Below are 22612 nucleotides of genomic sequence, written 5' to 3' on the forward strand. Positions count from 1 at the left end.
GCACGACGCGTCATTCCGGCTATGGGGTCAGCTTGCGCATCCGCAAGCGCATCGAGGAGGCATTCGGCTGGATCAAGACCGTTGCAGGGCAGGACAAGACGAAGTTCCGTGGCCGCGACCGCGTCGGATGGGCCTTCACCTTCGCGGCCGCCGCTTATAATCTGGTGCGGTTACCGAAACTGATGGCGGTGTTGTCATGAGCGCGGCCTCGAACTGCGGCCTGATTGGCCGCTGGCGGATCGTCGAGGCGGATCTGTGGAATCGGGACTATCTCGACCTGGTCGCGCCCGCCACAATCACCATCGGGGCTAATGGTCATGGCGAGATCGCCTTCGGTGCGATGCAAGCGGGCCTCGATCTCGGCTACAGCACGTCCATGGTCTCCTTCACATGGGCCGGATGCGACGAAATGGACGAGGTCTCGGGTGACGGACATGCCGAATTGCTTGACGATGGCACGATCGAGATCATTTTCGCATACCACAACGGCGACGAGGCCATCCTCAAGGCCAAACCGGAAACTTCTTCAACAGCCTGCTAGACGTCTGGATGATAGGCCGGGTCGTCGATCAGGCGACGGAGATGTTCGATCGCTATTGGAACAGCGCCTCCGTCCTGCCGATCGCGGCGCTGCGCACGCCGCGCAAGCAATATCTGCCGGCCCTGCGCGAAACGCTCGATGCGCTTTCCCGCACCGCCGCCGCACGTTTCTATCTGGAACGGGTAGGCAAGGCCGTCGCTGAGAAGGGGTGCTTTCGGGGCAGCCGACCGCTCCACCGGAGCGCCGATGTCCGTATCGCTTTCGATCCGCCTGAAAAGGCGCTGATGCAGAAGCGCCAGAATTGGCTGCTGCGTGAACTCTTTCCGCTGATCAATGCCACCAAGCGCGAGTTGCGCATCATCTCGCCCTATTTCATACCGGGCGCCGAAGGAACGCGCGAACTGACGGCTCTCGCCAGGAAGGGGGCGAAGGTGGCGGTGCTGACGAATTCGCTCGCGGCGACGGACGTCGCCGCCGTGCATGGCGGCTATATGAAGTATCGCAAAGGGCTACTGCGCGGCGGGATCGATCTTTTCGAACTCAAGGAACGCGGCGATTTCATCGACCGTCACCGCATGTCGCTGTTCGGCGCCCGCAACGCGAGCCTGCACACCAAGGCCTTCGTTATCGATGGGATGATCGGATATGTGGGCTCGATGAATTTCGATCCGCGCTCCGCCTCGCTCAACACCGAGATGGGTGTCGTGTTCTCGGATGAGGCGCTGGCCGCAGAGCTGCAATCGATATTCGACGACGAGACCTTGCCGGAGACGAGCTATCGGCTGGGGTTGGAGAACGGCAGGCCGGTCTGGCGCGATCGCACGAATGGAACGGAAAGATTGCTGCGGCGCGAGCCGGATGCCGGCATTCTTCGGCGGTTGATTGCCGGCGCAATCCGCTTCTTGCCGCTGGAATCCCAACTTTGAAGCGCGCGCTCTTCATGCGCGGGCGCGGTTTACCGATTGTTTACTGACGCATTGGGAATGCCTGTGAGCAATCCTGCAAGGAGGGCGTGTGCAGGAGAGCGGACCTTGAGGCGGATAGCCCGCGACCATTATGTCTATTGAATGTTCGCGACTTGAAGTGAAGGGCATTGACACTCTATGTAAGGGTAGAGGCTTATCCGATGATTCCCGGTCCGCGAAGGGATTGCGGGCCCGATTGATGAAGGTTCGATATGAGAAATCCAGTTGATACGGCCATGGCGTTGGTGCCGATGGTTGTTGAGCAGACCAACCGCGGCGAACGTTCCTACGATATCTATTCGCGTCTGCTCAAGGAGCGGATCATCTTCCTGACGGGCCCGGTCGAAGATCATATGGCAACGCTCGTCTGCGCCCAGCTGCTTTTCCTCGAGGCTGAAAACCCGAAGAAGGAAATCGCGCTCTACATCAACTCGCCGGGCGGCGTCGTGACGGCCGGCATGGCGATCTACGATACGATGCAATTCATCAAGCCGGCGGTCTCGACACTCTGCATCGGACAGGCGGCATCGATGGGTTCGCTGCTGTTGGCGGCGGGCCACAAGGACATGCGTTTTGCGACGCCGAATTCCCGCATCATGGTGCATCAGCCTTCCGGCGGCTTCCAGGGTCAGGCATCCGACATCGAGCGGCATGCAAAAGACATTCTGAAGATGAAGCGCCGGCTGAACGAGGTCTATGTCAAGCATTGCGGACGGACCTATGAAGAGGTCGAACAGACGCTCGATCGCGACCATTTCATGAGTTCTGACGAGGCTTTGGACTGGGGGCTGATCGACAAGGTGATCACGTCGCGCGAGGCCGCCGAAGGCGTCGAATCGGCTTGACATCAAGCGTTTGTGTCGCCACCGATGCAATTGTGACACATTTGTAATTGCTAAGGGGCTTTATCGGCAGGGTAAAGCCGTTAATATGAACCAAAGCGCTATGTTGGAGTTTGAAACATAGCGGTCGGGTTTCGGCGGGAGAGTCGTTGCGGCCGAAATTCAGGCGTTTGCCTGTACGGTGAGTACTCCCAAGAACCTTGCGAAGAGCGGTGGGCTTTTACGCAAGGCGGATTGAGTGGTCCGGGATATCTTTCCGAAGGTGTCCGGCGTGCTGGAAGGAAGTGGAAATGAGCAAGGTCAGCGGTAGCAACGGCGGTGACTCGAAAAATACCCTCTATTGTTCGTTTTGCGGCAAGAGCCAGCATGAGGTTCGCAAGCTGATCGCAGGGCCGACCGTATTCATCTGTGATGAATGCGTGGAACTTTGCATGGACATCATCCGCGAAGAGAACAAGACCTCGATGGTCAAGTCGCGCGATGGCGTTCCGACTCCGCAGGAAATCATCAAGGTTCTCGACGAATACGTCATCGGTCAGCAACAGGCCAAGCGCATCCTGTCGGTCGCCGTGCACAACCACTACAAGCGCCTCGCGCATGCCGCCAAAAGCAGCGACGTGGAACTGGCGAAGTCGAACATCATGCTTGTTGGCCCGACCGGCTGCGGCAAGACGTATCTGGCCCAGACCTTGGCCCGGATCATCGACGTTCCCTTCACTATGGCCGATGCAACGACCTTGACGGAAGCGGGTTACGTCGGTGAGGACGTCGAGAATATCATTCTGAAGCTGCTGCAAGCGGCCGACTACAATGTCGAGCGCGCGCAGCGCGGCATCGTCTATATCGACGAGGTCGATAAGATTTCGCGCAAGTCGGACAATCCTTCGATCACCCGCGACGTCTCGGGTGAGGGCGTGCAGCAGGCGCTCTTGAAGATCATGGAAGGAACCGTGGCGTCCGTGCCGCCGCAGGGCGGCCGCAAGCATCCGCAGCAGGAGTTCCTGCAGGTGGACACGACCAACATCCTCTTTATCTGCGGTGGTGCGTTTGCGGGCCTCGACAAGATCATCTCGGCCCGCGGTGAAAAGACGTCGATCGGCTTCGGCGCCACCGTCCGCGCTCCGGAAGATCGCCGCGTCGGCGAGGTATTGCGCGAGCTCGAGCCGGAGGATCTCGTCAAGTTTGGCCTTATCCCCGAGTTCATCGGCCGTCTGCCGGTTCTGGCGACGCTCGAGGATCTCGATGAGGACGCATTGATCCAGATTCTTTCGGAACCGAAGAACGCTCTGGTCAAGCAGTATCAGCGTCTGTTCGAAATGGAGGACGTCGAATTGACCTTCCACGAGGACGCTCTGCGGGAAATCGCTCGGCGCGCGATCGTGCGCAAGACTGGCGCGCGCGGTTTGCGTTCGATCATGGAAAAGATCCTGCTCGACACGATGTTCGAGCTGCCCACGCTGGAAGGCGTTCGCGAGGTTGTGATTTCGGACGAGGTAGTCAAGGGAACCGCGCGGCCCCTCTACATCTATTCGGAGCGGTCCGAAGAGAAGACCAACGTTTCGGCCTAACGGCGCCATCACGATTGTTTGAGAAAGTCCGCCACGTGCGGGCTTTTTCATATTGTGCAATAGCTGTTGAGATACGGCCGCAGCCCGTTCGATTTAATGAAACGGTTGTTGCTAAAGTGCGGCAACAACGCGATGATGCGACGATTCAGTGAAGGCTCGTTTGCTGCCTGTCGTTGATGTTTCAGCGTCCCGTCGCAAGGTCCGCAACAGCGTCCGAGCATAGGGATCGGAAACTATCCGTGAAGGAGGAGGCTGCGCCGTACCTTGAAAAGGCCGCTCTTGCTCTCCACTTTCATGTAGAAAATATGACAGCCGGGAGTGCCGTAGGGCTCCCGGGAACGGGCCCGAAATCGGGACGGAAAGGAAATGATATGACGAACAAAACGTCCTCGGCGACTGAAAGCGCGACCTATCCGGTTCTGCCGCTGCGTGACATCGTAGTCTTCCCGCACATGATCGTGCCGCTCTTCGTCGGGCGGGAGAAGTCGATCCGCGCGCTGGAAGAGGTTATGGGCACGGACAAGCAGATAATGCTTGCCACCCAGATCAACGCCACCGATGACGATCCGGAACCGTCCGCCATTTATCATGTCGGAACCATTGCCAACGTATTGCAGCTGCTGAAGCTTCCCGACGGCACCGTCAAGGTCCTCGTCGAAGGGCGCGCGCGTGCGGAGATCGATCGTTATACCGAGCGCGAGGAATTTTATGAAGCACAGGCCAATGCGCTCCACGAACCGGAAGAAGATCCGGTCGAGATCGAAGCGTTGAGCCGCTCGGTGGTGTCCGAATTTGAAAGCTATGTAAAGCTCAACAAGAAGATTTCTCCCGAGGTCGTCGGCGTCGCAAGCCAGATCGAAGATTATTCGAAGCTCGCCGACACGGTCGCATCGCACCTCTCCATCAAGATCGTCGAAAAGCAGGAAATGCTGGAGACGACGAGCGTGAAGATGCGCCTCGAAAAGGCCCTCGGCTTCATGGAAGGCGAGATTTCGGTTCTCCAGGTCGAAAAGCGCATCCGTTCGCGCGTCAAGCGCCAGATGGAGAAGACCCAGCGCGAGTACTACCTCAACGAGCAGATGAAGGCGATCCAGAAGGAGCTTGGCGACAGCGAGGACGGCCGCGACGAGATGGCCGAAATCGAAGAGCGCATTGCCAAGACCAAGCTCTCCAAGGAAGCGCGCGAGAAGGCTGATGCGGAGCTGAAGAAGCTGCGCCAGATGAGCCCGATGTCGGCGGAAGCCACGGTCGTGCGCAACTATCTGGACTGGCTGCTCGGCATGCCCTGGGGCAAGAAGTCGAAGATCAAGACCGACCTCAACCACGCGGAGAAGGTGCTCGACACCGATCACTTCGGCTTGGACAAGGTCAAGGAACGCATCGTCGAGTACCTTGCGGTACAGGCGCGCTCCTCGAAGATCAAAGGACCGATCCTGTGCCTCGTCGGCCCGCCCGGCGTCGGCAAGACCTCGCTCGCCAAGTCGATCGCGAAGGCAACGGGCCGCGAATATATCCGCATGGCACTCGGTGGCGTTCGCGATGAGGCTGAGATCCGCGGCCACCGTCGGACCTATATCGGCTCGATGCCCGGCAAGGTCGTCCAGTCGATGAAGAAGGCGAAGAAGTCCAACCCGCTCTTCTTGCTCGACGAGATCGACAAGATGGGCCAGGACTTCCGCGGCGATCCGTCCTCGGCGCTTCTGGAAGTGCTCGATCCGGAACAGAACTCGACCTTCATGGATCACTACCTGGAAGTCGAATATGACCTCTCCAGCGTGATGTTCATCACCACCGCGAATACGTTGAATATTCCGGCGCCGCTCATGGACCGCATGGAGGTGATCCGGATCGCCGGTTACACCGAAGAGGAAAAGCTGGAGATTGCGAAGCGGCACCTGTTGCCGAAGGCGATACGCGACCACGCTCTGCAGCCGAAGGAATTCTCGGTGACCGACGATGCTCTGATGGCCGTCATCCAGACCTATACGCGTGAAGCCGGCGTCCGCAACTTCGAGCGCGAACTGATGAAGCTCGCCCGAAAGGCTGTGACGGAGATCCTCAAGGGTAAGACCAAGAAGGTCGAAGTGACGGCGGCGAACGTCAACGACTATCTCGGCGTGCCGCGGTTCCGCCACGGCGAGGCCGAGCGCGACGACCAAGTCGGGGTGGTCACGGGACTGGCTTGGACCGAGGTCGGCGGCGAACTGCTGACGATCGAGGGCGTCATGATGCCCGGCAAGGGCCGCATGACGGTCACCGGCAACCTGCGCGACGTGATGAAGGAGTCGATCTCGGCAGCGGCGTCCTACGTCCGTTCGCGCGCGATCGATTTCGGCATCGAGCCGCCGCTTTTCGACCGGCGTGACATCCACGTGCACGTGCCAGAAGGTGCGACACCAAAGGACGGACCGTCGGCTGGCGTCGCCATGGCGACCGCCATCGTCTCGGTTATGACCGGCATACCGATCTCCAAGGATGTCGCCATGACCGGCGAGATCACCTTGCGCGGTCGCGTGCTGCCGATCGGCGGCCTGAAGGAAAAGCTGTTGGCGGCCCTGCGCGGCGGTATCAAGAAGGTGCTGATCCCCGAGGAGAATGCCAAGGATCTGGCCGAGATTCCGGACAATGTGAAGAACAGCCTCGAAATCATCCCGGTTTCGCGGATGGGCGAGGTCCTCGAACATGCCCTGTTGCGTCGCCCGGAACCGATCGAATGGGATCCGGCGAACCAGCCTTCGCCGGTCGCAGCGGTCGATTCGCAGGACGAAGCGGGCGCTTCGATCGCGCACTGATCAAGTCGCGAAAGGGGCGTGGGACTGTGTCCCACTTGCGCCCCTGGCCAGAAAAACAAGGAAGACCGGCCTTTTGCCGGTCTTTTTTGTTGTAAAAGCCTTCCGCAAGCCTTGCATTCCAAGGGATTAGGCGCAATTGGGAATGGCAAGACGTGGGCGATGCGCAAGCCGCCCCGGCTTAGGAAGACAGTCGTTTCGAACCATATGAAAGGGGTGGAAACATGAACAAAAATGAGCTCGTGTCTGCCGTTGCTGAGAAGGCCGGACTTTCCAAGACCGATGCATCTTCTGCAGTTGATGCAGTTTTCGAGACCATCCAGGCTGAGCTGAAGAACGGTGGCGATATCCGCCTCGTCGGTTTCGGCAATTTCTCCGTGACCCGCCGCGAAGCCTCGAAGGGCCGCAACCCGTCCACGGGCGCGGAAGTTGACATCCCGGCACGCAACGTGCCGAAGTTCACGGCCGGCAAGGGCCTGAAGGACGCTGTCAACTAATCTGGTGTTTGCGGGGGTTCGAGAACCCGAGCGAACATCGCACCCTGTCTTGCCCGTTTCCCTCGTGAGAACATAGGCAGCAGAGAGGTTCATGTTTCATCTGCCGCGGAGCCGCTTGATGGCGGAAGCACGCAAGCAGATCAATTGAGGCCCGGTCCGCCCGGGCCTCTTTTCGTTTCTATCTCCTGTCATTGAGCTGTTACAGGACGGTTGCAAAAGCCTCCCATCCGGCGCGTGAAACGATCGAGCGATTCCGGATGCCAACAGTGGCACATGCGTGAGGGATATTTGCTCATGTGTCGCGACACGGAGGGACACATGAAGACATTTTCAATCACCGCAGCATTGGCGGCAGCGCTCGCCGCATCGACGGCGTCAGCCGTACAGGCAGAACAGGTTTTCAACCGCATCGCATCCTTTGCCGTCGCCGACAATCTGCCGGAAGGTGCGGATCGCAAAGCCGCGACCTCGGCCGAAATCATAACGGCAAGCGAAGATGGCAAAACGCTCATCTACTCCGACAGCCCCGGCAAGCGCATCGGCTTCATCGACATCACCGATGCCAAGGCACCGAAAGCGGGCGGCATCGTCTCTTTTGATGGCGAACCGACATCGGTTGCTGTCGCCGGCACGAAGGCCCTCGTTGCCGTCAACACGCGCGAAAGCTTCACCAAGCCCTCCGGTCTTGTCGCCGTCGTCGATTTTGCGACGAAGAAGATCGATGCGACCTGCGACCTTGGCGGCCAGCCGGATTCGGTTGCGATCAATAAGGACAAGACGCTTGCCGCAATTGCGATCGAAAACGAGCGCGACGAAGAGGTGAATGACGGGGAGATTCCGCAGATGCCGGCGGGCGATCTCGTCATTCTTTCCTTGAAGGATGGTGTCGCCGACTGCGCGAGCATCAAGCATGTGGCGCTGACCGGTCTCGCCGATGTGGCCGGCGAAGACCCGGAGCCGGAATTCGTTGCCTTCAACGGCAAGGACGAAATCGCCCTGACGCTGCAGGAAAACAACCACATCGTCATCATCGACGGCAAGTCTGCGAGCGTGAAGACGCATTTCTCCGCTGGCACCGTCGACCTCAAGGGCATTGATACCAAGCGTGACGGCGCCATGTCCTTCGACAGCGAACAGGCAGGCCGCAAGCGGGAGCCGGATGCCGTGAAGTGGCTCGATGACAATCGCCTGGTTGTTGCCAACGAGGGCGACTACGAAGGCGGAGCGCGCGGTTTCACGATCTTCGATACGACCGGCAAAGTGCTGTTCGAGTCCGGCGCGGGCTTCGAGCATGCGATTGCGGCGATCGGCCACTATCCGGACAAGAGATCATCCGCGAAAGGCGTTGAGCCGGAGGGTCTCGAAGCGGCGCGTTTTGGTGACGACAATCTCTTCTTCGTTCTTTCGGAGCGCGCCTCGATCGTTGGCGTCTACAAGGACACCGGCGCCGAACCCGAGCTGCTCCAGCTTCTCCCCTCCGGAGTATCTCCCGAGGGCGGAGTCGCGATTCCGAGTCGGGACCTGTTTGCGACGGCGAACGAAGTCGATCTCGTCGAAGACGGCGGCGCGCGCGCCCATGTCATGATCTATGAACGCGCGGAAGGCGATGCCGCCTATCCGCAGATCCGCTCCTCGGAGAAGGACGGACTGCCTATAGGCTTCGGCGCTCTTTCGGGGCTCGCTGCGGTCGAAGACAAGCCGGGCTTCCTGCGCGCCGTCAACGATTCGGTCTTCGCGTCCCGGCCGACGATTTTCACGATCGACGCCTCGCAGAAGCCGGCCGTGATCATCGAAGCTCTGCCGATCACGCGCGACGGTGTGCCGGCTCAGAAGCTCGACATCGAAGGCATCGCCAATGATGGCGAAGGCGGCTTTTGGCTCGCCTCGGAAGGCAACTCGGACAAGCTTTACAGCCACGCGATTTTCCATGTGAACAAGAAGGGCGAGATCAAGGAAGAGATCGCACTGCCGGAAGCGCTGCGCGCGAACGAGATCCGCTATGGCTTCGAAGGCATCGCGACGGTCGGCGAGGGCGACGATCAGGTTCTCTGGATGGCGGTTCAGCGCGAATGGAAGGATGACGAGAAGGGCTTCGTCAAGCTCGTCTCCTATAATCCGGCGACCAAGGAATGGGGTGGCGTGCGGTATCCGCTCGACAAGTCCGAAGATGGCTGGGTCGGCCTTTCGGAAATCTCCGTCCACGGCAGCTACGCCTACATCATCGAGCGCGACAATCTGATCGGTGAGGCAGCTGGGCTCAAGAAGCTTTACCGCGTTTCACTTGCTGATCTGAAGCCGGCTGCATTCGGCGGCGAACTGCCGGTCGTCAAGAAGGAAGAGGTGCGTGACCTCATTCCGGAACTGAAAGCGCTGAACGGTTATGTCGTCGACAAAGTCGAGGGCTTTACCGTCGATGCGGCTGGCAACGGTTATGTGGTCACGGACAACGACGGCGTCGACGATTCCTCCGGCGAAACCCTGTTCTTCTCCATCGGCGCCATCGACGCGATGTAAGCGCAGCGCCTGGAGAAAATGAAAGAGGCCGGGACATGACGTTCCGGCCTCTTTCTGATTTTCTGGGAACTTCGTGGATGGTGGGCGAGTCTAGCGCGCGACGGCCACCTCAGCCTCTTCGGCTTCTTCCTTGCGTTTGCGAATTTCGTCGGTCTTCTCCACGAGTTGCCTGACGATTTCGTAAAGCTGGTCCAGCTGCTCGTCGTCGAGTGCCGAGAAGATTTCCTCGATAAGCTGCTTGCGCGGATGTTCGGCCGCTTCGAGCACGACCCGGCCGGTCTCGGTGATGGAGACGATTTTTGCGCGACGGTCCTCGGGATCAGGCTTCCTCATCACCAGACGGTCGCGCTCCAGCCCGTCGATCGCCTCGGTGACTGTGCGTGGCGCGAAGTTGAGCGCACAGGCGATATCGGTGGATCGACAAGGGCCGAGCTTGCTCAGAAAGAACAGGAACTTGCTTCGGGCAAGCGATACGCCTTCCTCCGTCATCGACTCGTTCACCAATCGATGAACGCGATGATAAAGTTCGAACAGCTTCTCGGAAACTTCGATTGTCTTCTTCATGACCGTCATAGGTATATGTTGAGGTGCCATGTCAAATGGCAGTAACACTATTGATAGTTACAATTGGCACATTTGTCGACAAAAACCTCCTAATTCTTAAGGTGCGCTTGTTCAGCAAAAGGAAACGGCCCGCGTTGTAGAGGGCCGTCTGTATTGTGAGGCGAAGAATTGCTGTCTGCGGTTGTATCGGGTCGGCGCAATCGGCTGCGCGATCCGTTGAAAGGAGAGCGATCTTGTTGATGAGGCCGACGGGGATGGTGACCGGATCACCTGTGGTCGAGTGATTAGGCGCCATTGACGGGTGAGGCAACGCCGGGCCATGGTCCGGCCATGCCCTTCCGCTTCGTCCACACCGCAGACCTCCACCTCGATTCACCCTTGCGAAGCCTGGCCCTCAGGAATGCGGAGCTCGCCGATCTCGTGCGCGGCGCCACCCGAGGCGCATTGGCAAAGATCGTCGACCTGTGTATCGCCGAAAGCGTCGACGCCCTGTTGATAGCCGGCGACCTCTATGACGGCAGCCAGACCTCCATGAACACGGCGCTTTTCCTCGCCGGCGAGCTGCGTCGCCTGGACGGGGCCGGCATCAGGACGTTTCTCATTCGCGGCAACCATGACGCCCAATCCCAGGTGACGCGCGAGCTGACGCTGCCACCTTCCGTTCACGTCTTCCAGGGGCGGAGCAAGCCGATGCTTGCCAAGACACTGGCAAACGGGAGGACGGTTCATGTCCACGGAATGAGCTTCGCCAATCCGCACGCACCGGAGAGCCTGCTGCCGTCATTTCACCCGCCGGTCGCCGAAGCGATCAACATTGGCATGCTGCACACGAGCCTTTCCGGCTCGCCGGGACATGATCGCTACGCGCCCTGCAGCGTCGTCGATCTCCAACGGCACGGCTTCGACTATTGGGCGCTCGGCCATGTTCACCAGCGCCAGGTGCACAGCACGCAGCCCTTTGTCGTCATGCCGGGCATGCCGCAGGGTCGCGACATCAACGAAGCGGGTGCGAAGGGCGTAACCGTTGTTACGATCGACGACGACGGACGTGTCGAGATTGAGGAGCGCTCGATCGGCGCGGCCGTGTTTGAGCGGCTTTCCGTGGATATCACCGGCGCCGTGGAATGGCGCGACGCATTGGATCTGGTGACCCGTGGACTCGCCCGACTCCGACACCAGATCTCGGCGGAGAACCTCATTCTGCGTTTATCGCTGACGGGCGCTTCTCCGCTTGCCTGGCGCCTGAGAAGAGACGCGGATCTTTTGGAAACCGAACTCACGAACATTGCTGCTGGGCTCAGTGGATGCTGGGTAGAGAAAATTGAGCTTCACTGCCGGGAGCCGCGAGATGAATACCATCGGCCTTCGCGAGAGCCGGTGGAGGAACTTGCCGCCCTTGTCGAAAACGAGGTGCTACCGGGCTTCGGCTTTCGGAAGGAAATAAGAGCTGTCGCCGAAGAGCTCTTGCAGCAGTTGCCGCTCGAGCTGCGACAGACGCTGGCGCCCGATGAAAGCGCGCTCGAAGAACTGGTGATGGGTGCCGGGCTGATGGGGAGCGCGGATGTGCTGGCGCATCTCCACGGCGCCGCCGCCAAGGGTGGCGATTGATGCGGCTCCAGCAACTCGATCTTGTGCGCTACGGCAAGTTCACCGGGCGGACCCTCGATTTCGGCGACGCCAAATCCGGGCAACCGGACTTTCACCTTGTCTACGGTCCGAATGAGGCCGGCAAGTCGACGTTGTTTGCCGGTTTTCTCGATCTGCTTTTCGGAATCGAGCGCCTCAGCCCCTATGGCTTTTTGCACCCGTACCAGACGATGCGTGTCGGTGGCATCGTCGAAACCGGCGGTCGGCGACATCACGCCTACCGCATCAAGCGCAACGCAAACAGCCTGATCAGCCACGACGAACAGCCGCTGCCGGAAAATCTCTTTTCGGCCGCCCTCGGCTCTATCGATCGCGCGACCTATCGAATGATGTTCTCGCTGGACGATGACAGCATTGAACAGGGCGGGGAAAGCATTCTGAAGAGCGAAGGAGAGCTTGGTTCGCTCCTCTTCTCGGCGAGTTCCGGTCTGCCGGATAGCAGCGCCGTGCTGGCGAACTTGCGCGCCGAGGCGGATGCCTTCTACAGGCCGCAAGGGCGAAAGCACGGACTCGCCGAACTGAGGGGCGAACTCGATGCGCTGAAGGTCGAGCGCAACGCGGTCGACATCAATGCGCGCGAATATGCGTCGCTTCGCAAGACGCTGGCAAGCGCCCGCGAGCGCCATGACAGGGCGTCGGCGCAGCGCACGGAATTGCGCGTTGACCGGGACCGGGTGCGTGCGCAGCTCGACTGTCTGCCGCTTCTCGGGCGGCTGCGCGCGGCGCAGGAAGAACTCGCGCGGCAAGAAGCTCTGCCGCTGCCGCCTTCGGAATGGTGGAGCGAACTGCCGGCGCTTCGCAAAACGGAAGCGGAAATCGCCGCCCGGTTTGTACAACTGAGCGAGGAATTGCGCCTCCGGCGCGAAGAGCTGGAAGACCTGCCTCTGGACGACCTGGCGCTGACGCTTGTGGACAGGTTTAAGGTGCTTCGCGAAACCGCGCTCGACGCCCGCTATCTGACGGCCGCGAGGGACATGCCGTCTCGCCTTGAAGAGCTTGCCGTTACGTCAAGCGGGATCGACGCCTGTCTCGTCCGTCTCGGTGAGGCGGGCAATCCCGATCCCGTCGCACTACTCTTGCCCGCCGCAGTCGGCGCCCGGCTGCAGGATCTCGTACGGCGACATGCGATGCTCGCCGAAAGGCTCTCATCCGCACGCGAGGAGGCGGGGAAAGCAAAGCGGCAGTGGCAGGAGGCCGACCGCAATCTTTCCGGGCTGGGTGGAGGCGGGAAGGACCTCAGCCATCTCACCGAACGTCTGCGGCTGGCTCGCCAGAGCGATTGCCTGCTTCGTCAACAGGCAGCAAGACGCGAGGTCGACCGACTGGAGGCGGAACTTTCCGACAAGCTCGAAGCGCTCCGGCCGTTCGACGGAAATGCCGACGAGCTTGCGGCGGTTTGCGTTCCGGCGCCGAGCATGGTCGAGGCCTGGCGGGCGGAGGCAGCGCTGCAGGCGGAACGGAGATTGCGCCTCGACGCCAGGATTGCAGATGAAAGCGAGCGTCAGGCTGGAGACGAAGCGCGTCTTGCGGCGTTCAACTCTTTCGGCGGCGCGGTGGACGACGCGGCCGCGGGCGAGTTGCGCCAGCGGCGCGATCTCGCGTGGCAGGCGCACCGCCTTCGGCTGGATGACGTCACGGCGGGCGCCTTCGAGACGCTGCTGAAGGAGGATGATCGAGCCACCGCGTTCCGTTTGAGGCAGGCGGAACGGCTCGCAGAGATACGCGGCCTGACATGCGCGATTGCCGAACGGCGCGCCCGCTTGCAGGAACTTGAAGAGCAAAGAAGAGCAGCGGTCAGGGAGCGCGGGGAGTTGGACGCGGCGGTGGGTCAGGCCGCGAGCGCCTGCGGTTTACCTAACGTCATGCTGTTGCCGCAACTGGACGCCTGGTTGGCGACGCGTGCCGCCGCCTTGGAAATACGGGTGGCTTTGCGTGCGGCGCGCCAGCAGCACGAGCGGGCGGCCTGCGAAGAAGCGACAACCGTCAGCACGCTTCAGGACGAACTTGCCCGGGTTGGAGTGACCGGGAACGTGCCAGGACGTTTGGACGGCCTGCTGGCGGTCGTTGAGCGTGTCGTCTCCGAGGCGCAGACGGCCGCCGCCGCGCATCGTGCTGCTGTTGAGCAGCATCGCAGGGCTTCGGAATCGCTGGAAGGCCGGGAGGCGGCGCTTGCGATCGTCGAGGTTGAGATGGCCGCCTGGCAGCGGGAATGGGACGAGGCGCTCGCAACGACCTGGCTGGCTCGCCGGATCGAGCGGCCTGTTCCACAAGAGATTGGGCCTATGCTCGCCGTCTTGCAGGACTTCGACAAGCTGATGCAGCGCAAGGCTGATCTCGATCATCGAATCGCAGGCATGCGCAAGGACCAGGTTGCGTTCTGCGACGCGGTTTCAAATCTGGCCGAAACATTCGGGCTGAAGCAGACCGCAGGCGACCCGCTGGTTCTCTTCGGATCCTTGCGCGACCGAATCAGTACTGCTCATCAGCAGCAGGAGCGCCGCGGGGCGGTCCTTGCGGGCATCGAGCGAACGGAGGAGAACCTAAGAGCGCTGCGCGCGGAGGAGCGACTCCATCTCTGCGCAAAACAGGTCATTCTCGATTTCTTTGGATGCACCACGCTTGATGACGCCGGCGCTTGCCTTGACGCAGTGCGCGAGCAGGAGAGGTTGCGGCAGAGGCTCGCCGAGCTTGAGAATGATCTTGTCACACGGCTTTGCGTGGCCACATGCGAAGAGGCCGAGACAATCCTCGCAGCGGTCGACGAGACGAAATTGCGCCACGACCTCGCCAGGTTGGAGGAGGCGATTGACGCTGCCGATCGCGATGTCAGCGAACTGCATGCGGAGGTGCGGAGTGCGGAAAAGGCGATTGCCGGCGTCGAAGGTGGGGACACGGTCGCTGAATTGGAGCAGCGGCGCCGGACGTTGCTTCTAGACATCGAAAACAGGGCGATCGGTTATTTGCGACTAAGAGCCGGCGTTGTTGCCGCCGAGCAGGCGCTACGGCTGTTTCGCGAGCGCCATCGCAGCGCCATGATGCAACGCGCTTCCCGGATGTTCATGAAGATCAGCGGCGGCGAATATTCCGGCCTCTCCACGCATGCGGACAAGGGGCAGGAATTCCTGATCGCGAACGTCGCCTCGGGCGGGTCGAAGCTCGCCGGCGATCTTTCGAAAGGCACACGGTTTCAGCTTTATCTCGCTCTCAGGATTGCCGGCTACCACGAGGTTGCTGCCGCCAGGGAGGCGCTACCGTTTATCGCCGACGACATCATGGAAACATTCGACGACGATCGCGCCGGCCGTGCCTTCGAGCTGATGGCGGACATGGCGCGAGTCGGGCAGGTGATCTATCTTACCCACCACGAACATCTGTGCGATGTCGCGCGGGACGCGTGCCCGTCAGTAACCATTCACAGGCTTTAACCGAAGCGCGCCCGCTTCACGCTGTCTTGGATATTGGATCGACAACACGGAGGACTCCCCGATGGAAATCATGGAATGCGGATCGCGGCCTTCTGTGCGCGGGGCGGCGGAGTACTTCACCGGATCGGTGCGGCAGGATCCCGTGCTGGAGGCACCTGAGCCGGCGCGCGTTCGCGCCGTCACCGTGACGTTCGAGCCCGGCGCACGCACGGCCTGGCATACGCATCCGCTCGGCCAGACCTTGATCGTGACGGCTGGCCGTGGACTCGCACAAAGCTGGGGCGGGGCGCTGCGTGAGATTCGCGCGGGCGACGTCGTGTGGTTTCCGCCGGGCGAAAAACACTGGCACGGCGCCGGGCCGGACACGGCCATGACCCATATCGCGATCCAGGAAGCGCTCGACGGCAAAGTCGTGGATTGGCTCGAACACGTAACGGTTGAGCAGTATAGCGGAACGTGACGAGGAAATGTTATCAGGCGAGACGCGTGCCGTTGCGCTCACATCGTTGACGATATTGGGATGAAATGGTGGGCGATGAGAGACTCGAACTCCCGACATCCTCGGTGTAAACGAGGCGCTCTACCAACTGAGCTAATCGCCCGTTCGCGTTTCGAACACGTGTCCGCCGCGTCGGTGGGCGTGATCTATGCGCAACGGGGAAAAACCGCAAGAGCATTTGCGAGGTTTTTTCGATTTTTTTTATGAACACCGTTTTCGCGCACCGGAGCGCATCTTCCCCGCCTGTGGACAAGCTCCCGCGAGTGTGGCGGTGTTGTCAGATAAGGCACGGCTTTCTCGTTGAGGTATCCGGCGGCAGCCGCGGCCAACGGCAAAGAAAGTGTGCGGGGGCGACAGGTCACCCGCTGGCGTCTCGGTCCGTGCCTGATTTCGTGTCGCGAAGTCGGCTGTGGATCAAAATTCGCTCCGTCACGGATTTGTCTTCAAACACGCTTGACACCCAAATGCGAACCGCTTAGTTAGCCGCTCATCGAACGGCAGGGCCGCTTTGATGCGGGGCGCACGAAAGTCGCTCCGGCCTAGTCAAGATGATGCGGGTGTAGCTCAGTCGGTTAGAGTGCCGGCCTGTCACGCCGGAGGTCGCGGGTTCGAGCCCCGTCACTCGCGCCACTCTTGAAAGGCAAACCAGCGGCATTCTCAAAATGTGCCGATGATGTAATAATGACCACGCGTGGTCATGATGCGCGGGTGTAGCTCAGTCGGTTAGAGTGCCGGCCTGTCACGCCGGAGGTCGCGGGTTCGAGCCCCGTCACTCGCGCCACTCTTGAAAGGCAAACCAGCGGCATTCTCAAAATGTGCCGATGATGTAATAATGACCACGCGTGGTCATGATGCGCGGGTGTAGCTCAGTCGGTTAGAGTGCCGGCCTGTCACGCCGGAGGTCGCGGGTTCGAGCCCCGTCACTCGCGCCATTTCTCCTGTCCTTCGATCGGTTCTGATGGTCCGGATTTTGGCATTTTTTGCATTGCGGCAATCTGTCTCGGTGGGCCATCGTCTACGGTAAGGTTCGTCGATTCCCGCAAATGCGCGTTTTGTCGCTGCTGCGCCGAATAATGCCGCTTCATCCGGTGTCGCGAAGCGGTTTAAATGCCCCTTGAAGGCTTGCGCGCGGGCGCGGGCTGCGCTAACCACTCTGGCGTTGCAACATATTTTTCGGCCTGCGAGATTTGTTGTTCAAGTGCCTCTCCGGCGCTCTCCCGCAGGCAGGGACGGATAACAATGACTGAACTTCTCGGTTCCTATGTTCCGATCGCGATTTTCATTGGAATCGCTCTTGTGATCGGCCTCGCACTCCTGGTCGCCCCCTTCGCCGTCGCCTTCAAGGCGCCTGATTCGGAAAAGCTGTCGGCGTACGAGTGCGGCTTCAACGCGTTTGACGACGCCCGCATGAAGTTCGACGTCCGTTTCTATCTCGTGTCGATCCTCTTCATCATCTTCGATCTGGAAGTGGCTTTCCTCTTCCCTTGGGCCGTTTCGTTCAGGGAAATGGGCTGGTTTGGCTTCTGGTCGATGATGGTCTTCCTCCTGGTGCTGACGGTCGGCTTTATCTATGAATGGAAAAAGGGAGCGCTGGAATGGAATTGATGTCCGGCACCACGCTCGTTGCGCCGCAGCCGAAGGGGATTATCGATCCCTCGACCGGCAAGCCGATTGGCAGCAATGACGCTTTCTTCGGCGAGATCAACAATGAGCTCGCCGATAAGGGTTTTCTCGTTACCTCAACCGACGAACTGATCAACTGGGCGCGTACCGGTTCGCTGATGTGGATGACCTTCGGTCTTGCCTGTTGCGCCGTCGAAATGATGCAGATGTCGATGCCGCGCTATGACGCCGAACGTTTCGGGTTCGCGCCGCGTGCCTCGCCGCGCCAATCCGACGTCATGATCGTCGCCGGTACGTTGACCAACAAGATGGCGCCCGCGCTTCGCAAGGTCTACGACCAGATGCCGGAGCCGCGCTATGTCATCTCGATGGGCTCCTGCGCCAACGGTGGCGGCTACTATCACTATTCCTATTCGGTCGTACGCGGTTGCGACCGTGTCGTGCCCGTCGACATCTACGTGCCAGGCTGTCCTCCCACGGCAGAAGCGCTGCTCTATGGCGTGCTTCTGCTGCAGAAGAAGATCCGCCGAACCGGCACGATCGAGCGCTAACGGCAGGGGGTTCTTTGACATGAGTGAAGCCCTGAACGAGCTTGCCTCCTATCTTCGCGAGATGCGCGGCGCGCTGATCGTCGACGCAGCCATCACCTTCGGCGAACTGACGGTGACGACCAAGGCGGAAAACGTCGTGGCGCTGTTGACGTTCCTGCGCGATGACGTGCAGTGCGCCTTCGTCAACCTGGTCGACGTCTGCGGCGTCGACTGGCCGCAGCGGCCGGATCGTTTCGACGTCGTCTATCACCTGCTCTCGCCGCGGCAGAACCTGCGCATCCGCGTGAAGGTCAAGACTGCAGAAGGTGAGCCTGTGCCGTCTGCGACGGCTGTTTACCCGGGCGCAGACTGGTTCGAGCGGGAAGCCTACGACCTGTACGGCATTCTCTTCACCGGCCATCCGGACCTGCGGCGCATCTTGACGGATTACGGCTTCGAGGGCCATCCGCTGCGCAAGGACTTCCCGGTCACCGGCTTCGTCGAAGTTCGTTACGACGACGAGGTCAAACGCGTCGTCTATGAGCCCGTCGAATTGAAGCAGGAATTCCGCAACTTCGATTTCCTCTCGCCGTGGGAAGGGACCGAATACGTCCTGCCCGGCGATGAAAAGGCGAAGGCACGCTGAGTTAAGTCGGCCCGTGACGATCCGCCGAGGATGTCATCCGGCCTGGAGCAATCGGTATGACCGAACACAACGTCCGCAACTTCAACATCAACTTCGGTCCGCAGCACCCGGCGGCGCACGGCGTTCTACGCCTCGTGCTTGAGCTCGACGGGGAGATCGTCGAGCGCGTCGATCCACATATCGGCCTCCTGCATCGGGGCACCGAGAAGCTGATCGAGACCAAGACCTACCTGCAGGCGATACCTTATTTCGACCGGCTCGACTACGTCGCGCCGATGAACCAGGAGCACGCCTTCGCGCTTGCCGTTGAAAGGTTGACGGACACGCAGGTGCCGATCCGGGGACAGCTTATCCGCGTCCTCTATTCGGAAATCGGCCGTATCCTTTCGCATCTTCTCAACGTGACGACGCAGGCGATGGACGTCGGCGCGTTGACGCCGCCGCTCTGGGGCTTCGAAGAGCGCGAGAAGCTGATGGTCTTCTACGAACGCGCCTGCGGTGCCCGCATGCACTCGGCCTATATCCGTCCGGGCGGCGTGCATCAGGACCTGCCGCACCAGTTGGTCGAGGATATCGGCAAGTGGATCGACCCGTTCCTGAAGACCGTTGACGATATCGACGAGCTCCTCACCGGAAACCGCATCTTCAAGCAGCGCAACGTCGATATTGGCGTCGTCAAGCTGGAGGATGCATGGGCCTGGGGCTTCTCCGGCGTCATGGTGCGCGGCTCGGGTGCCGCCTGGGATCTCCGCCGTGCACAGCCCTATGAATGCTATTCCGATCTCGAATTCGATATCCCGATCGGCAAGAACGGCGACTGCTACGACCGCTATCTGATCCGCATGATCGAGATGCGCGAGGCGGCAAAAATCATGCGCCAGTGCGTGAACCGTCTGCTCGGCGACGCGAAGGCGGGGCCGGTCTCGTCGATGGATGGCAAGATCGTGCCTCCGAAGCGCGGCGAGATGAAGCGCTCGATGGAGGCGCTGATCCACCATTTCAAGCTCTACACCGAGGGCTACCATGTACCGGCCGGCGAAGTTTACGCCGCGGTCGAAGCTCCAAAGGGCGAGTTCGGCGTCTATCTCGTCTCCGACGGCTCCAACAAGCCGTACCGGTGCAAGATCCGCGCCCCGGGCTACGCGCATCTGCAGGCCATGGACTTCCTCTGTCGCGGACACCAGCTTGCCGACGTCTCGGCTGTGCTGGGCTCCCTGGACATCGTTTTCGGCGAGGTAGACCGCTGATGCGTCTGGCGCCGCTTGCCGTTCTCGGGCTTCTTGCGTTCACTTCTGCGGCATCGGCCCAGGAGGAAGTGGACAGCGCGTCGTCCCAGGCCTTGCGCGGCGGCTCCATGTCCGCACTCCTGTCGAAGGGCTATGAGATCAAGGCCGCGGTCGCCAACGGCACGCGCTACATCGTATTTTTGCAGAAAGACCAGTCAGCCTATGCCTGCGAATTCGTCTCGGTGGCGAAATCGCGGTGTGGTTCGATTAACTGATAAGGTGTCCACTAGAATGTCCGTTCGTCGACTAGCCGAAGACACTGTCCAGCCAGCGAGCTTTGCATTCAACAAAGAGAATGCTGCCTGGGCCAAGGCAACGATCAAGAAATATCCGAAGGGCCGCGAGCAGTCGGCGGTCATCCCCCTGCTGATGCGCGCGCAAGAGCAGGACGGCTGGGTGACGAAGGCGGCGATCGAGTCGATCGCAGACATGCTCGGCATGCCCTATATCCGCGTTCTCGAAGTTGCGACTTTCTACACGCAGTTCCAACTGAAACCCGTCGGTACGCGCGCGCATGTGCAGGTTTGCGGAACGACGCCGTGCATGCTGCGTGGCGCCGAGGATCTGATCAAGGTCTGCAAGAGCAAGATTGCTTCGGAACCCTTTGCTCTGAACGAGAGTGGGACGCTGTCGTGGGAAGAAGTCGAATGTCAGGGCGCCTGCGTGAACGCTCCGATGGTGATGATCTTCAAGGATACTTTCGAAGACCTGACGCCTGAGCGGCTGGAACAGATCATCGACGGTTTCGAAGCAGGCAAGGGCGCGGAGATCAAGCCCGGCCCGCAGATCGATCGCGTCTATTCCGCGCCCGTTGGCGGTCCGACGACATTGCTGACGGCGGACCCGGCGATTAAGAACAGCCCCGCTCGGGCAAAAAAGGCGTCGAGCGAGCCGGCTGTCAGCGTGCCGCCGGCGAACGCGGGAAGGCCGAAGACCGCAAGCGCCGTCACCAACCCGACATTAAAGACTCCGGCGACCGCAAGAAAAGAAGCGGCCGCAATCGCCAAGACCGAAGGCGAGACGATTGACAAGTCCAAGCCGGCGAAGCCTGCGGTCACGGGCCGGCCATCCCTCGAGGACAAGGATCGCCCGGCGGGCATTGAGAAGCCGGCTGTCGTCGACGATCTCAAGCTGATCTCGGGCGTCGGCCCGAAGATCGAAGGCATCCTGAACGAGCTTGGCATCTACACCTTCGCCCAGGTCGCTTCCTGGAAAAAGGCCGAGCGCGAATGGGTCGACGGGTATCTGAATTTCAGGGGCCGCATCGAGCGCGACGATTGGGTCAAGCAGGCCAAGGCGCTCGCCAAGGGCGGCGAAGCCGAATACATCAAGGTTTTCGGCAAGAAGCCGCGGTAAAGAGGTGAACCATGCTAAAAGATGAAGATCGCATCTTTACCAATCTCTACGGCCTGAAGGACAAGTCCCTGAGCGGCGCCATGGCGCGCGGCCATTGGGACGGGACCAAGCAGATCCTTGAAAAGGGCCGCGACTGGATCATCAACGAGATGAAGGCTTCCGGCCTTCGCGGCCGTGGCGGCGCGGGCTTCCCGACAGGCCTGAAGTGGTCCTTCATGCCGAAGGAAAGTGACGGCCGGCCGCACTATCTGGTCGTCAATGCCGACGAGTCGGAGCCGGGGACCTGCAAAGACCGCGACATCATGCGCCACGATCCGCACACGCTGATCGAAGGCTGCCTGATTGCGAGCTTCGCCATGGGTGCCCACACTGCCTACATCTATGTACGCGGCGAATATATCCGAGAGCGCGAGGCGCTGCAGGCTGCGATCGACGAGTGCTATGACGCGGGCCTGCTCGGAAAGAACAACAAGCACGGCTGGGACATGGACATCTACGTTCATCACGGCGCCGGCGCCTATATCTGCGGTGAGGAGACCGCGCTGCTCGAAAGCCTCGAGGGCAAGAAGGGTCAACCGCGTCTGAAGCCGCCATTCCCGGCGAACATGGGTCTCTACGGCTGCCCGACGACCGTGAATAACGTCGAGTCGATCGCGGTTGCCCCGACGATCCTGCGCCGCGGCGCCGGCTGGTTCTCCTCCATCGGCCGGCCGAACAACGTCGGCACGAAGCTGTTCATGATTTCCGGCCACGTCAACAAGCCGTGCACGGTCGAAGAGGCGATGGGCATCACGTTCCGCGAGCTGATCGAAAAGCACGCCGGCGGCATCCGCGGTGGCTGGGATAACCTCCTGGCCGTCATTCCGGGAGGTGCGTCGTGCCCGGTGGTCAAGGCCGAAGACATCATCGACTGCCCGATGGACTTCGACGGCCTGCGTGAGGTGAAGTCGTCCTTCGGCACCGCTGCCGCGATCGTCATGGACCGGTCGACCGATATCATCAAGGCGATCGCCCGCATCTCGGCATTCTTCAAGCACGAGAGCTGCGGTCAGTGCACGCCGTGCCGCGAGGGCACGGGGTGGATGTGGCGCGTCATGGAGCGCATGGTGCAGGGCCGCGCGCAGAAGCGCGAGATCGACATGCTTTTCGACGTGACGAAGCAGATCGAGGGGCACACCATCTGTGCGCTCGGCGATGCGGCCGCCTGGCCGGTTCAGGGCCTCATCCGCAACTTCCGTCCCGAGATCGAAAAGCGCATCGACGAATACACACGCAACGCGACGTCGCACGGCGCGGTGCTCGAAGCAGCGGAGTAACGAC

Annotated in this window: 18 protein-coding genes, 4 tRNA genes and 1 pseudogene; 21 read left to right on the top strand and 2 right to left on the bottom strand. The window is 60.7% G+C overall.

Annotated elements, in window-relative coordinates; genetic code table 11:
• The 8 genes and pseudogenes from ILFOPFJJ_RS20910 to ILFOPFJJ_RS20945 all read left to right on the top strand — a co-directional run.
• Positions 1 to 200 (top strand): transposase (locus ILFOPFJJ_RS20910; RefSeq protein ID WP_173512525.1); only part of this gene is annotated, 200 nt, incomplete at its 5' end.
• Complete coding sequence (locus ILFOPFJJ_RS20915; RefSeq protein WP_173512526.1) at positions 197 to 541, top strand: hypothetical protein; 345 nt, start codon at positions 197 to 199, stop codon at positions 539 to 541. The genes ILFOPFJJ_RS20910 and ILFOPFJJ_RS20915, both read left to right, overlap by 4 nt.
• Positions 538 to 1467, top strand: a pseudogene (locus ILFOPFJJ_RS20920) (phospholipase D-like domain-containing protein); the annotation flags it as partial. The gene ILFOPFJJ_RS20915 and the pseudogene ILFOPFJJ_RS20920, both read left to right, overlap by 4 nt.
• 251 nt (positions 1468 to 1718) lie before the next feature.
• Positions 1719 to 2351, top strand: a complete 633-nt coding sequence (gene clpP, locus ILFOPFJJ_RS20925) for an ATP-dependent Clp endopeptidase proteolytic subunit ClpP (RefSeq protein WP_173512527.1) — start codon at positions 1719 to 1721, stop codon at positions 2349 to 2351.
• A 287-nt stretch (positions 2352 to 2638) separates the two neighbouring features.
• The gene (gene clpX / locus ILFOPFJJ_RS20930) at positions 2639 to 3916 is read left to right on the top strand and encodes an ATP-dependent Clp protease ATP-binding subunit ClpX (protein ID WP_136504267.1); all 1278 of its coding nucleotides are present in this window, start codon (positions 2639 to 2641) and stop codon (positions 3914 to 3916) included.
• Positions 3917 to 4287: 371 nt separating this feature from the next.
• Complete coding sequence (lon, locus tag ILFOPFJJ_RS20935; RefSeq protein WP_173512528.1) at positions 4288 to 6708, top strand: endopeptidase La; 2421 nt, start codon at positions 4288 to 4290, stop codon at positions 6706 to 6708.
• A 221-nt stretch (positions 6709 to 6929) separates the two neighbouring features.
• Positions 6930 to 7202 carry a non-specific DNA-binding protein Hbs gene (hbs, locus tag ILFOPFJJ_RS20940; protein ID WP_136504269.1) on the top strand — a complete coding sequence of 91 codons (273 nt, stop codon included), beginning with the start codon at positions 6930 to 6932 and terminating at the stop codon, positions 7200 to 7202.
• A gap of 318 nt (positions 7203 to 7520) precedes the next feature.
• Entirely contained in the window at positions 7521 to 9716 is a 2196-nt protein-coding gene (locus ILFOPFJJ_RS20945) for an esterase-like activity of phytase family protein (RefSeq protein ID WP_173512529.1), read from the top strand.
• Positions 9717 to 9806: 90 nt separating this feature from the next.
• On the opposite strand, the gene ILFOPFJJ_RS20950 is transcribed toward ILFOPFJJ_RS20945, so the two are convergent.
• On the bottom strand, positions 9807 to 10280 hold the full coding sequence (locus ILFOPFJJ_RS20950) for a MarR family winged helix-turn-helix transcriptional regulator (RefSeq protein ID WP_173512530.1): 474 nt from the start codon (positions 10278 to 10280) through the stop codon (positions 9807 to 9809).
• Between the two features lie 330 nt (positions 10281 to 10610).
• Between ILFOPFJJ_RS20950 and ILFOPFJJ_RS20955 the strand changes: the two genes are divergently transcribed.
• From ILFOPFJJ_RS20955 to ILFOPFJJ_RS20965, 3 genes are all read left to right on the top strand, one after another.
• Positions 10611 to 11888: a metallophosphoesterase family protein gene (locus tag ILFOPFJJ_RS20955; protein ID WP_173513306.1), complete on the top strand. Its 1278-nt coding sequence runs from the start codon at positions 10611 to 10613 to the stop codon at positions 11886 to 11888.
• Complete coding sequence (locus tag ILFOPFJJ_RS20960) at positions 11888 to 15352, top strand: AAA family ATPase (protein WP_173512531.1); 3465 nt, start codon at positions 11888 to 11890, stop codon at positions 15350 to 15352. Before ILFOPFJJ_RS20955 ends, ILFOPFJJ_RS20960 begins: the two co-directional genes overlap by 1 nt.
• A 61-nt stretch (positions 15353 to 15413) precedes the next feature.
• Positions 15414 to 15812 (top strand): (R)-mandelonitrile lyase, encoded by a 399-nt coding sequence (locus ILFOPFJJ_RS20965; protein WP_173512532.1) that lies wholly within the window; start codon positions 15414 to 15416, stop codon positions 15810 to 15812.
• A 66-nt stretch (positions 15813 to 15878) separates the two neighbouring features.
• On the opposite strand, the gene ILFOPFJJ_RS20970 is transcribed toward ILFOPFJJ_RS20965, so the two are convergent.
• Positions 15879 to 15954: transfer RNA gene (locus ILFOPFJJ_RS20970), tRNA-Val, on the bottom strand.
• 450 nt (positions 15955 to 16404) lie between these two features.
• Here ILFOPFJJ_RS20970 and ILFOPFJJ_RS20975 point away from each other — a divergent pair.
• From ILFOPFJJ_RS20975 to nuoF, 10 genes are all read left to right on the top strand, one after another.
• Positions 16405 to 16481 (top strand) — tRNA-Asp (locus ILFOPFJJ_RS20975).
• 74 nt (positions 16482 to 16555) lie between these two features.
• A tRNA-Asp gene (locus tag ILFOPFJJ_RS20980) sits at positions 16556 to 16632 on the top strand.
• Between the two features lie 74 nt (positions 16633 to 16706).
• Positions 16707 to 16783, top strand: a tRNA-Asp gene (locus tag ILFOPFJJ_RS20985).
• Positions 16784 to 17090: 307 nt separating this feature from the next.
• Positions 17091 to 17456, top strand: a complete 366-nt coding sequence (locus tag ILFOPFJJ_RS20990) for an NADH-quinone oxidoreductase subunit A (RefSeq protein WP_136504274.1) — start codon at positions 17091 to 17093, stop codon at positions 17454 to 17456.
• A complete protein-coding gene (locus tag ILFOPFJJ_RS20995) occupies positions 17447 to 18025 on the top strand; it encodes a NuoB/complex I 20 kDa subunit family protein (protein ID WP_173512533.1) in 579 nt (192 codons plus the stop codon). Before ILFOPFJJ_RS20990 ends, ILFOPFJJ_RS20995 begins: the two co-directional genes overlap by 10 nt.
• A gap of 19 nt (positions 18026 to 18044) precedes the next feature.
• On the top strand, positions 18045 to 18650 hold the full coding sequence (locus tag ILFOPFJJ_RS21000) for an NADH-quinone oxidoreductase subunit C (protein WP_173512534.1): 606 nt from the start codon (positions 18045 to 18047) through the stop codon (positions 18648 to 18650).
• 56 nt (positions 18651 to 18706) lie between these two features.
• Complete coding sequence (locus tag ILFOPFJJ_RS21005) at positions 18707 to 19897, top strand: NADH-quinone oxidoreductase subunit D (RefSeq protein WP_173512535.1); 1191 nt, start codon at positions 18707 to 18709, stop codon at positions 19895 to 19897.
• On the top strand, positions 19897 to 20151 hold the full coding sequence (locus tag ILFOPFJJ_RS21010; RefSeq protein ID WP_173512536.1) for a hypothetical protein: 255 nt from the start codon (positions 19897 to 19899) through the stop codon (positions 20149 to 20151). The genes ILFOPFJJ_RS21005 and ILFOPFJJ_RS21010 overlap by 1 nt, the downstream gene beginning before the upstream one ends.
• Positions 20152 to 20167: 16 nt before the next feature.
• The gene (locus ILFOPFJJ_RS21015; RefSeq protein WP_173512537.1) at positions 20168 to 21292 is read left to right on the top strand and encodes an NADH-quinone oxidoreductase subunit E; all 1125 of its coding nucleotides are present in this window, start codon (positions 20168 to 20170) and stop codon (positions 21290 to 21292) included.
• Positions 21293 to 21303: 11 nt separating this feature from the next.
• Complete coding sequence (nuoF, locus tag ILFOPFJJ_RS21020; RefSeq protein ID WP_173512538.1) at positions 21304 to 22608, top strand: NADH-quinone oxidoreductase subunit NuoF; 1305 nt, start codon at positions 21304 to 21306, stop codon at positions 22606 to 22608.
• Positions 22609 to 22612: the final 4 nt, after the last annotated feature.

The organism is Sinorhizobium psoraleae (genome assembly GCF_013283645.1).
Lineage (GTDB): Bacteria > Pseudomonadota > Alphaproteobacteria > Rhizobiales > Rhizobiaceae > Sinorhizobium > Sinorhizobium psoraleae.